At 43.6% G+C, this 13,766-nt stretch carries 3 protein-coding genes; all 3 read right to left on the minus strand.

The genetic code is table 11. From position 1 onward, the window contains the following. A partial coding sequence (locus tag OMP94_RS10490) for a retention module-containing protein (RefSeq protein WP_266278253.1) occupies positions 1 to 1,264 on the minus strand: 1,264 nt, incomplete at its 3' end. Between the two features lie 254 nt (positions 1,265 to 1,518). Next, positions 1,519 to 2,481 carry a GlcNAc-transferase family protein gene (locus tag OMP94_RS10495; protein WP_266278254.1) on the minus strand — a complete coding sequence of 321 codons (963 nt, stop codon included), beginning with the start codon at positions 2,479 to 2,481 and terminating at the stop codon, positions 1,519 to 1,521. Between the two features lie 89 nt (positions 2,482 to 2,570). Further along, positions 2,571 to 13,709, minus strand: coding sequence for a retention module-containing protein (locus tag OMP94_RS10500; RefSeq protein ID WP_266278255.1), 11,139 nt, complete (start codon positions 13,707 to 13,709; stop codon positions 2,571 to 2,573). Between the last annotated feature and the right edge of the window lie 57 nt (positions 13,710 to 13,766).

Below are 13,766 nucleotides of genomic sequence, written 5' to 3' on the forward strand. Positions count from 1 at the left end.
CATCACCTTGGCCAATGCCGTCACCATCTTCAGCACTCACATCGGCTGCATCAAGAGCAAACAGGCCACTGCCAATGTCGCCTTCACCATTTAAGGCAAAGCCGTAACTCACAGACCCTGGGCCGTCTGCACCATAAACAGAGTCATCAGTAACAAAGTACACCGAGAAGTCGCCGGTAGCTGAACGCACGCCGGTCAACTCATCAACTGGATCAGTTTCATCTATAGTGACATCAACAGGTTTAATTTCTTGGTCAACATTCAGTATTGCATCAGGAATATCATCGACGACATCAATGACAATATTGCCTGAGCCTTGTTGGCCAGCTGTATCTGTTACAACAACTGAAATAATTTCAGCATTTAACTCGATGTTATTACCATCATCCAGTGCAGGATCTGAAAGTACATTTGTTTTCAATTCATACGTGAAATCAATGCGACCTGTCGTATCATCGAAATTATCAATGGTGATTTCACCCAATTCAGTTTCAATTACTAACCCTGGAATTAGCTCACCTAATGAAATAGGCGTTGAACCATTAAAAGCAATCGAAACAATGTCATCTACACCATCAGGATCTGAAATGAAGAAGCTTCCTGAGTATGATGCAGAACCACTTTCAGGGTCACTACCAAATTCTAGTCCTGCTTCACTAACAAGCGCTAAAGCAACAATATTTTCTGGACCGCCATTACCTCCTTCTGGGGGCGTTTCAGGATCCGGCGTAATAGATGGTGGACCATTAACTGGTGGCTCTACAATCGGATCTTCTTCAATGATCAAGTTGAGCTCTTCAGGATTTTCAAACGCAATTGTAGGACCAATGGTGTCAAAACCATTATCTGGTGTGACTTCAGGGTTTAGGTATTCACGGATAACAAAATCATGACCACCTTCACTTCCCTCTCCAGCCCCGGCTCCAGCGGCTGTTGCTTCACCTGCTATGGTTGGATCTTCACCATCTAATAATGCTTGCTGAATAGCAGCAACATCATCTGTTACTTCGGTAACGCCTGCTGTCTCAGTAGTTGCCGTATTTGGATTAAATACATCTAAATCTAGTATTGCCTGACTGCTACGTCCCATATCCATGGTAGTGCCATCAAGAAACTCAATTTCAATCGCCGCTGCTGCAGATGTCGTTATAAGGTCATTTTGATAAACCTTATCGCCAACTTGTAAATTTCGGATAGTGCCGTCAGATGATGTTGCAGTTGCGGTGCCAATGATTGCTTTGATGATGCCAATTTCTGTAGCCATAATGTCTCTCCCTTGAAACTATTAGCTTGAAAAAATTATTCAACGAACAACTTAATTTGATCACTTAAAGCCAATAATGCGCCGAAAAAAACACTTTGAAATTGTACTTAGGTACTAATTTAAAACTGATTGTGAGTACATCCTACTTCCCTTAGGATTTTATCCTATAAGGTGTTTTATATGATTGTTTTTACTATTTATTTAGCGTTTTATATTCCTGTTTACATTTGAATAAATCGTATTTAGATCTTTACTTAACGTTTAAATAACCAATATGGTCGGCCATTAGAAACGTACTTTTTCTGATGGATTTTTTGCAGCTTAAAATCAACTTTTATGAGAGCTTCGTAATCCTTAAGTGAACGTTGATTTCCTAACCCAAAGATATCCATATCTTTTAGGGCTTCATCATCGTTTGGCAGTTTATCAGCGAGCAAATATTGAATTCGCTGAACACTTCTTGCCTCAAGATCTGAAATATCATGATCATGCCAATGCCGTGGGCGACTCTTTTGTTCGCCATAGTTATGCCATGCCAATACATCGCTGGGAGCAAAAAAATCCCATCCATGAGTCCATAATCTTGCTGATAACGTGATTTCCTCACCAAAGAAATATAAGTATGGGTCGTAAGCAACTTGACGTAATGCTTCTGCAGGTGCGAATAAGAAATTTCCAGAGACAAAACCAGACGGTAATGGTTTGTCTGGCCGTTTTTCATAAAGATAACTATCTGACTGATAGACCAAGACACCATGTTTATTGAACCTGCCGGGCATTAATACGCGAATACGTTTATTTGAAAAGTTACCTGGACGTGTAAAACCTGGAGGGTAATGACTAATAATCGCTTTCCCGCTTGGACACTGTTGCCACATATTTAATAGCTTTACATCCCAATTGGGTTCAAAACGCATGTGGCTATCCAGCTGCAAGACAAAGTCAGCATCATCAGGTAAGTATTTATATAACTGTGCTCTAGCCCAGCAAACGCCTTTACTTATTGATGCATCTGCGACTATCTCGAGAATTTGTGAGTGTGGCTCAGATCGGCATGCATGATCTCCGGTCATTAACTGATTAAAGATGACGACTTTAAATAGCTCAGGCATCGACGCCTTTTGAAATAAGTCAGCTACCGTATTGTTTAAGTCATCATCACGATAACTAGCAATGGCAATAACGATTTTTGGATTTCGAGTTTCTTTATTCATCATATTTATATCATGCACAAAAAAGCCCGCTTTCGCGGGCTTTTTCATTAACGAATGACATCAGCGATGTTCTGCTAATGAGACCTACCTGATTAGCTGTTATCGACGTTGAGGTTCCCGCTGTTCAACAATGCGTTCAGATCCGTCTGATCTCCGTTGACAACGATACTCTGGGTTGATTGGCCAGAACCAGATTGCGCATCACCGTTGGTGTAAACATCAATGGTGGTTTTATCTCCATCAAAAGTCGCAACCAAATAATCATCCAGATTAGTGCTATCAATTGTTTTACTGCCATCTGAATCAAGCAGGTCAGACAATTCAAGCACATCGCCTTCAGATGCATTGAAGTTAACCACAGTGTCAACTGCTGGTGAACCTTCTGAACCCTCATCACCTTCATTCCATGTGAAGATATCAGCACCCAAACCACCAATCAGGATGTCGTCACCGGCACCACCAATGATAATGTTATCACCCGCTGCATCAATCTCAGCTTGTGATGGGTTAGGGTTAATCAGCAACTCATAGTTATCACGGATATACGCCATGATTTGTTCATCAGTTGGTGGTGTGCCATCACCATACAATTCAGACCAGGTCAGGTATTCCACCAGACCTTCGTAACCTAGACCATGACCAGCAGTGAATTCCTCACCGGTATCACCATTTGTCCAAGTTAACCCATCTGTGTAGAGCGTATCACCGAAGATAACATCATCACCGTCACCACCTTCCAGCACATCATCACCCAGGTCTACTGGACCTTCAGTGGTGTTGCCTTCTTGCAGTTGGGCAGTCAACTCATCAGCACTATTGATGATCTGTGGTTCGCCTACTGGACCAGAAACATCATTAGGAACACGCAGTTCGATGTTATCAATATCCATCTCGCTCGACCAACTACCATCTGAGTTGTCTTTAACCCAATAAACGACTCTATAGTTACCCGCATCTAAAGGATCAGAAGTAACTCGGTTCCAGTCACCATCACCTCTCGCTAGAGCCTCGGTTTCTACCGTGGTCCAAGAACCATTAGTATTCTGTTTCTGCAATGTCCAAACAAACTCATCGACGCTATTTGAATAGTAAGTGCGGTATTCGAATGTAAATTCACTTCCAGTTAGCGCTACAGCAAATACATTACTGCTTAAAACAGTGGCAGCATTATTACTAGAGCCACCTCTGGCGTCACGAATTGTTAAAAAATCGCCATACAGCGTACCAACTTGGCTATCAGGGTCACCTGATCTGGTCCAACCGGTCTCAAGTTGATCATTTGTACCGTAGAAATCCGCCAGACGAGTGGTCGTTGAACCAAAGTTCTCACTTCCCGTTCCTGTTTGGTTGGTGTTATCAAAGAATCGCAGATAGTCGGTATTAACACCGTCACCAATACCAATCGCATTGACTTCACTAATGTTGCTTAAAGCTTGGAAGGCTTGTACAGCATCATACAAATCTTCGTATTGCGTGCTGTTACCACTGCCATGACTACCACCATTACTATAGGTTGGGTCACCATCGGTCATAAAGTAAGTAATGAACTCGTGACCACTAGGCTGTTCGCCAAACCATTCCACAGCCTCATCAAACGCTGCTTCGTAGTTAGTACCACCACTTGCTGCCAAATCATCAATTTCAGCCAGCAGGGCATCTAGGCCATCAGGATTGTTTGCCAAATCGCTCACCGAAATTTCCAATGAAGCGCCTTGAGCAAAGCCAATCAACGCAATGTTGATAACACCATCATGGTTCGCTAAGTCATTAACGAAGCTTTCCAAAGCATCTTTCAGCAAGCCGTTACGGAAGCCATCCATACTGCCAGATTCGTCAGCAATCAAAGCGATACTGTAGTTCTTACCTGGAGAGTACTGTTGATCACGACCACCAATATCACCAATCAGAACGTCATTACCACCGTCTGTCGTATTGGTGTTGTCACCATTATTACCGACATACAACTCATCAGGAATTTCAGTTAATGCTTGCTCGGCTTCAACACCTTCACTGGTGATAGTACCGGTGATATTACCCTCACTAGTATCCCCATCAGCATCCGTAATGTTAACTGGCAGATCCAAATCGATATCTGATGGGCTGATTTCTTTAATCACCAGATCACCACCAACACGATAATCAACGTCGCCACCCAAGAACTCGAATGAGCCAATGGCTAAACCTTCTGCACCATTATCCCAATTGATATCTGAGGCATTAACTTCAATTTTGAATGGGCCGTTTGGATTATTTGAGCCAACTTCGACACTTAATGTACCTGTTGTACCGTCAACAGCAGTGAACTGCATCTCAATAGTTGTGGCTGTACCACCCTGCGTGTTAACAGAGATGTCAAAGCTACTGACACCAGCAACCACTGATGAACTCAATGCATTATCAAGGTTAGTCTGACCAGAGATACCACCTGTAGGTGCATCAATGTTGTCGTAGAAATAGAACGACGTGGACTCACCAGAACTAATCCAGTTGCTACCAGCACCGACATAACCTGTGCCACCTGCATTACTTGTGTTGGTAGAAGTACCTTCAGAGATGATCAGCGTATCGATACCGTCTGTTTGGGCAACCCAAGCATCGGCATTGCTACCTGACAAATCACCAATATCGAATGTTTGCTCATCACCAGCTAAGTAGAAAGTACCGTCAGCCACCTCGATATCGTATGTGCCATCAGCATCATTCAATGTGACTTTAATTGCTTCAACACCTGAGCCAGTCTTAGCGGTTAAGACATCACCTTCTAATTTCCAAGACAGTTCTTCACCATTAAAGAATACTTGCTCACCACCTTGCAGAACATTCATGCCATCTAATGATGAGTCGAAAGCAATATCACCAGCACCATCCGCACCAAACAGGCTTTCTAGCGAAATACCATTTGATGATGAGCCATCAGTGATAGTGCCGAATGACTCTGGCTCAATTTCAGGGACATCATCAACGATTTGTACTGACAACGTATCTGATGCTGGATCACCATCGACATCAGTCAACTCAACAGCAAAGTCTTCAAAGACAGAGTTTTGACCATTGTCATTCGGACCATGATTCAACGTGTTGTCATTTAAGGTGTATTCGTAAGTCACTTCACCCGTCGCTGGGTTGTAACCTGTAAAGCTCAATGTGTTACCCAGCGGCGTTGTGTAGCTACCAGCAACAAATACGCCATTGGTGATAACGGCAAAACCACCGACTGTCAGGTTACCGATACCATCAGCTGCTGAGACATTAAAGCTACCTTGAGCTGTTGTACTATCAGAACCATCAGAACCGGCAGATTCGCCAGCGCCACGGTCAGCAGATAAGTCATCTTCATCAACAGAAACGTCACCACCTTGAGCCTTAGGCGTCAGGTTGCTGATAACAGGTGTGGTATCAACACCAACTGACGTTTCACCAGCAGGTTGCAGATTTTCATATTGCTCATCACCAGATACTGTACTGATGGCATTATTCAGCGAAGATAGACCTTCAAGCTGCTCAGCGGTGTATTCAACGTCAACTTGACCACTTAATGCACCCGCATTGATAGTGATAGTGATTGGCTGACCGTCAGGGCCATTATTGGCCAGTGTGAATGTCACCGGTGTATTAGGATCAATATCACCAGGACCACCGGTTAATGTGACCTTATAAGTGATGGTACCGCCTTCTTCTGACAACTCGCTCGGTGTTGCCGTCAGTGTTGCTGTTACCGTATCAACGTCATCATTAATGGTTGTTGAAACCTCAGTTGTATCTGCTTGCAGGTTTTCAAAGGCACCATCAGTACCAGCGTTATCTTCAGTAACAGAATCAATTGCGTTGGTGATTTCATCATCTTCAACGAAGACGTCATCACGGTTTACAGGAACATCAATCGTGCCTTCACTGCTATCTGCTTCAATGATGATTTCTTCACCATTTTCCAAGATAACGGTAATAGCATTATTGGTTGTTACTGGGTTGCCATTGGCATCAACCAAACTCGCTTTATAGGTAATTAAACCACCATCTTCTGATGTGCTTTCGGTTGCCGTCAGCTTCACAATAACCGCATCGTTATCATCTGTAATTTCAGTGCTAACTTCGGCATCACTGAAGGTCAGTTTTTCGAAAGCACCTTGGGTACCGGCATCTGTTTCAGTGACATCTTCGATGGCAGTCGTAATATCGTCATTACCCAAGTAAACATCATCTTGGTCAACATCGACATCAACATAACCTGAGCTTTGGCCAGCTGGAATTGTGATGGTTTCACCATTTTCCAATTCAACTGTGACGCCTTTGTTAGTGGCTACCGGGTTACCTTCAGCATCTTCAATGGTTGCGGTATAACGAATGACACCACCATCTTCAGATGTGCTTTCAGTTGCCGTCAACTTAACTGTCACGGTGTCGATAGTGTCGTTGATAGTTACTGTCGCAGTATCATCACTGTCAATGTTAGCGAAATCACCACCAGTAACACCGGTCACAGTAACTTCGTAGCTTTCATTGTCAATATAAGGGTCATCACCTTGAATGTCGAACGGCTCTGATATTCCTTCGTCACTACCCACTGGTATTGTGATAGTCACACCATTACTTAGCGTGATAACAAGCGGCGAACCTGTAACTGGGTTATCCAGTTTGGCACTAATTATCTGTTGGCCAGTACCCTCATCAACCTCAACACCGTTCAAGGTGATAACAACATCTACTTGAACGTTTGCGATATTGATTGCGACGTTACCTTGAGCAGTATCGCCATCACCATCTGTCACAGTGAATGAGAAATTTTCAACTTCATTCTGTGTGACACTGCTGTCCTCAACACTGTAGCTGTATTCGCCATTGGCTTTGACTTTAATAGTGCCATGTTCCAACTCAATTTCTTGAGAGTAACCATCTTCACCGAAGACCAGTGCTACACCATTGATATGTGATACACCACCACCATCTTGACCGGCATCAAATACCAGTGTGCCAGTTGTAGTTTGGCCTTCATCAACATTACCTTGGGCTTGTTCACCAATAGACGGGCCGTCATCTTTAAAGCCAATAAGTGAACCTAAATCAATGCCAGCAGTCGCTTCATCGCCATCACCATCTGTGGCCGTGCCATTTAACGACAGCGCACCTTCGTTGATTGTTGCAGGTGAATCGGCTTCGTCATGATCGGTTGGGTCATCATGTTCAACTGAACGTAACTGCGTCAGAGTGACATTACCTTCACTATCAACACTAACGGTAAATACAACGTAGTCTTGACCATCGTCACTTGAGATAAAGCCTTCTACTTCGCCTTCATCATTTACTCGCAGCTCAACTGGTTTGCCGCTTAATGTATCGACAAGACCTGTTTCAACTGAACTATCGACTTCAAAGCTGTAACTAATACCTTCACCACCATCTGAACCATAATCTACGGTGAAGCTATCCGCTAAGTTCAAAGTCGCAGTGGCACCGGCTTCACCAATATATGTTTCATCGACAACCAGTTGACCAACACGAGTAATAACAACATTGATGTTAACGTCATTGTGATCGTTATCACCATTAATGATGTCTTCCCAGTTTTGGTTACCAGCTTCACTGTTATCTTCTACAGCGTTGTAACCATTTGGGTTCAAGCTAGGGTCATTAAACAGTACATTAGCACCCGCACCTGACAACGGCTGACCATCTAACAAGACAACCCAGTTACCGTCGGTATCTTGTTCAAAGCTAACTTCGGCACCATTTTCCAGCGCTTCATTTAAGTTAAAACCATCTGGAATAATGAAGAAACCGATATCAGCAGGATCTGCATCAATCGTCACTTCATCTGACTCGTTGTGTTTAACGTTAGCCCAGATAATTTCGCCAGTTAACGGCTCGCCATTTTCACCTTTGATGTAGTAACCGTAGGTGTTGTTATAACCCGCATCCCCACCTTCATTAGTGACTTCAATTGTCACTGATACAGCCGGTTGAGTTGCCATAACAGCAGGGCCATCATCTTCAAAGTTAATGGCAGATTTATTTTTGTTACTCAGAACGATACTGTCTTTTTCAGTCACGCTGTCGCCATCGGCATCAGTACGTGTGACTTCATATTCAAGTTTCAATGAACCTTTTTTGGTCAGTAAAGCCAGAGCTTCATCAAAACTGTTGGTATCGTTGTGTTTAATTGCTTCAAGCAACGTTGTTTGCAGTTGTAATTCACCATTTACATCAATAATTTCAATCGTGAATACGTCATCACCCTGTTCATCACGTCCAACGATAACGCCGTCAACATTGTAGAGTGAGATTAAACCGCCATCTGTCGCTTCAAGTGTCGTTGCTAGACCGTCACTTGAAAGTTGCAGTGACAAGGTACCTTCTAAAGTACCTGGACCATCAGCACCGACTGAACCGGTTACGGTAAATAAGTTGGTCAAACCACCTTCAACAGTTGTCGTCACCTGCGCAAGAGCACCTTCAACGTCATCATTGTTGCCATTGACCGTTTCACCTTCTGCTGCACGGTCTGCACCAACCGTTTCATCAAGTGTCATAGCTAACTGGCCGATAGCATTGTTGACTGCATTAACGTCAAGCGTCGGGCCATCATCAGTAAAGACAAGTTCGATTGTGCTTTCTGAGGTAATCGTGTCGCCATCACCATCAGTGATTGAAATATGAATCATATCCAAAGAAATAGATTCATTGTGACTGTCGGTATCGCCATGTTGCAGTGCTTTCAATTGAATCAAAGCCAGCAAATCATCACTACCGTCACCGGCACTACCTTCAATTAAACCAACCAAAAATGCCGCATCTGCAAGCATGTCAGCAATTGAGCTGTATTGGTCTAAGCCATCATCATTCGTTAAACCAATGACGATGTTGTCACCAAACAGGTCAAAGTCGCCTAAATCAACATTGATACCTAAGTCAGCTAACTGTTGTGCAACCGCAGCAACCAAAGCACCAGACAATGAGTACAGGTAGATAGGTTGACCATCAGCACTGGTATGCATACCCGTTGCTGTACCGTCGAAGTTATTACCCGCAGCATCTGTTAATGCGACGTTGCCAATACCATCGGCACCAGCGTTGTAGGTAATACCAGAAGTATCAGCTTTAACTGACACACCCAACATTTGACCATCGCCAAAGTGTTGAGTGAATAGTTCTCTACCATCATCATTCAAATCTAATGGGTTTGCACCACCCAAGATTTTGAAGAAAATTTCCATTGGCGACATTTGCTGTGCTTCATCTTGAGCACCGGCAGACTCGTCATGCGTGATGGTAATGCCTGAATCTTGGGTGAACACAGGAACATCGTCCTCAACACCAATCACCAAAATACCATCGGCAGTATCACCGTCACCATCAGTCACGGTAAATTCAAAGCCAAGCTTGATTAGTGCTTCATCACGACCTACATGATCCAGCTCACGGTATTGTGTAAATGTGTAAGTACCATCTGGGTTAACAGTTAAAGTAAAGACTGTTTCACCACCCTCAGTCGTGACTACCACTTCATTTGGGTTGCTGCTATCAGCAACAACAACCGTTTCACCACCAGAAGTTAAGCCTTGGAAGTCAACAGAGTTCGTGATGTTTACGGCAGTAACTTCTGCACCATCAGCACCTGGGTTGAATAACAACTGACCATTAACACTCTTAACATCAAAGCCATTGTTATCAATGTCTGTTTCTTTAATAGTGTTGGTTGTTGCTTTATCAATTGTTGGTACATCATCTTTAACACTGATTACCAAAATACCATCGGCTGTATCGCCATCACCATCAGTCACAGTGAAGTTAAAGCCTAACTTGATTAACGCTTCATCACGACCAACATGGTCAAGTTCACGGTATTGCGTGAATGTGTATGTACCATCTGGGTTCACCGTCAGTTTGAAGACTGGATCGCCATCAACAGAATTAACAACCACTTCATTTGGATTGCTGCTGTCAGCAACAACTACTTCTTCACCATCTGAAGTTAAACCTTGGAAGTCGACAGAGTTTGCGATATTAACCGCAGTAACTTCTGCACCGTCAGCACCTGGATTGAACAGCAATTGACCATGGATACTCTTAACATCAAAGCCATTGTTATCAACATCTGTTTCTTGAATGCTGTTAGTTGTGGCCTTATCGATAGTTGGCACATCATCTTTGACGCTGATGATCAGTGAACCTTCAGCTGAATCGCCATCGCCATCAGTAACGATGAACTTAAAGCCTAATTTAATTAATGCTTCATCACGGCCAACATGATCCAACTCACGGTATTGTGTAAACGTGTAAGTACCGTCTGGGTTCACCGTCAGTTTGAAAACTGGGTCGCCATCAATTGAATTAACAACAACTTCATTTGGATTGCTGCTATCCGCAACTACAACTTCTTCACCATCAGATGTTAGGTCACGGAAGTCAGCAGTATTCGAAATAGTGACCGAAGTAACTTCTGCACCATCAGCACCTTCATTGAAGAGTAACTGACCGCTAACACTCTTAACATCAAAGCCATTGTTATCAACGTCTGTTTCTTGAATGCTGTTGGTAGTCGCTTTAGGAATGGTTGGAACGTCATCTTTGACATTGATGATCAATGAACCATTAACGGTATCACCATCAGCATCTTTAACACTGAATGTCAGATCGATTTCAGCATTATTTTCAGTGTTATCACCTTCAAGACCATCTAATGATTCATGCAATACATTAGTTAATAGCTCAACAGTGTAATCACCCGTTTCAGGATCAAGCGTTGCAGTAAATAACACTTGTCCATCACGGTCACCACCAGTAATCGTGGCAGTTAAAACACCATCAACTAGCTCATAGGTAACCATTTCGGTACCAGCCATACCAGTTTTGCCATCCATTGGCGCAAAGCTGAATTCTGCTTCCTCATCGGAACCTACTGAGGCATCAATCGTACCTGAGACTGTTGTTTCACCACCTGCTGAAGGTGTGCCACCTGGCAATGCACCATCATCTAAGTCAGCTGAATTATCACCAACAACTGGGATATCGTCTTGAATACGGATAGTGAACATACCCGCATCGTCTTGGCTCAAGATCAGGTAATCACCATCGAAGTCGCGAATTGACAACAGCAGTGTAAAGTCGATGCCTTCAACGAAACCATTTGGCTCGCCATTTTCATCAAGAGTAATGAGGTTGAAGTTAGCTTCAGCACCTTCACCTGCAACGTGATCTAACTGATCATTAAGTGTAAAGATCCACTCACCATCGCTTGTAACTTCAAGCGTGAATACTTCACGTGCATCATCACCTTCGCCTGCAGTTGCAACCAGAATAGAGCTACTACCATCAGTAATAACTTCATAAGTAACCGCTTCACCTTTCGATGACAGGGTAGGCAAAGAAGCCATAGCAGCTTCATATTGGGCTTGTACAAATGGGTTTTCTGAAGGTTGTAATAATGCAAACTCACCAGGACCATCAGCACCCATATTAACCAGTGAGTTCAAGTCACCAGTCAAGGTATTCATGCTGGCAGTGGTATCCGTTACGTTACCCAATGAATCCCATTCTGCATCAATTGGCTGACCATTTAAGGTCACACCAGAAACACTCAGGCTTGAGTCAGCGAAATCATCACCGACATTCATTTGACCAAAACCGATGGTAACTTCACCATCCGCTGGTACTTCGTAGGTAAATGGGTTTGGTTGTAACGCATTACCGTTACTATCTGCTAATTCAAATACTTCACCATTAATTACAACAAAAGCAAAGTCGTTATATTCGCCCCCATCATTGTCGTCAAAAGACCATGAGAAGCTGATAATATCGCCAGCTGAAGCTGTGATAGTAGTCTGGGTGGCTGAGCCATTATCAGCGCCACCAGTACCTGGCGTATTGCTTTCAGCAGCAGCATCTAATGCACCTGCTGGAAGGCCTAAGAAGCTTTCAATGTCTGACTGTGTTGCATCTGAGTCTTCAGAAGTAACAGTGAAGCCTGTGAGGTTACCATCAGACAAGTTGCCATTGTCGAATGATAAAGCACCTTCTTGTACAACACCTTCAAAAGATGACGGACCTTCTTGATCTTCGCCACCAGCACGTACAGGGCTGTCATCATCAACATTAAGTTGTAATGTACCGGTTGCACTATCACCATCAAAGTCAGTAATAGTGAAGCCTAAGTTGATAAACAGATTGTTTTCAAAGACAAACTCACCGTTTTCATAATCTGGGCTTGCATGGTCAAACTGAGCAAAAATACCAACGAGGAATTCACCGCCAGTTGCAGTCGGTGTTAATTGAATAGTGAAAACGACTTGTGCGCCATCACCTTCGCCTTCACCACAACCACCTTGACCTGGACCATCACCAAAACCGTTACCAATGTAACCAATAACGGTCAGACCATCTGCAGATACCCAGTATTGAACTTGCTGACCTTGTGAGGTAACTGGATTACCGTCTGCATCAGTAACATTTGTGCCTGAAGTCACATTAAAGACGATCGGTGAAGTTAAATTAGGGCCGTTGCTACCAAAGTTAGCAACTAAGTTACCACCTAGGAAGTAGCCATCCGGAGAACCGACATCATCACCGATTTCTGTACGCTCGTCACCAACACCAGCTGGAGATTCAAAGCGGAAACCGTAGAGACCGATACTTTCTAAATAATCTTGGAATTCGTCACTGACATTACTTAAATCAACTTCGCCATCAGTAACTAAATCATCTTCGTCTAACAGAACTTCTGTCAGGCCTGCAGTAGGAATACCATCAACTTCAAGATCATTGAGGTCTTCTTCATTTTGAAGAAATGCTTGACCAGGACCAGTGGTGTCAAAACCACTTTCTGGCGTAACTTCTGGGTTTAGGTAATCGCGTACAACAAAGTCATGGCCACCTTCACTACCTTCACCAGCACCGGCACCCGCTGCGGTTGCTTCACCAGCGACTGTTGGATCTTCACCATCCAATAAGGCTTGTTGAATTGCGGCGATGTCATCAGTAACTTCGACAGGTTGCGTGGTTTCAGCTGTTGAAACACTTGGATCAAATGCATCAAGGTCTAAAACAGCTTGGGTGCTGCGTCCCATATCCATTGTACTGCCATCTAGAAACTCAACTTGGACTGCAGCAGCTGCGCCAGTTGTGATCAGATCGTTTTGATATACCTTGTCGCCTACTTGGAGTGTGCGAATAGTACCGTCGGTAGATGTTGCAGTTGCTGTTCCAACAAGCGCCTTAATAATGCCAATTTCTGTAGCCACGTTATGGTTCCTTGTAATGTCAGTCCTGAATGAATAGGGGATCTATTTCATTTTGTG

The sequence above is a fragment of the Methylophaga sp. OBS3 genome, assembly GCF_026319325.1.
Classification (GTDB): Bacteria; Pseudomonadota; Gammaproteobacteria; order Nitrosococcales; family Methylophagaceae; genus Methylophaga.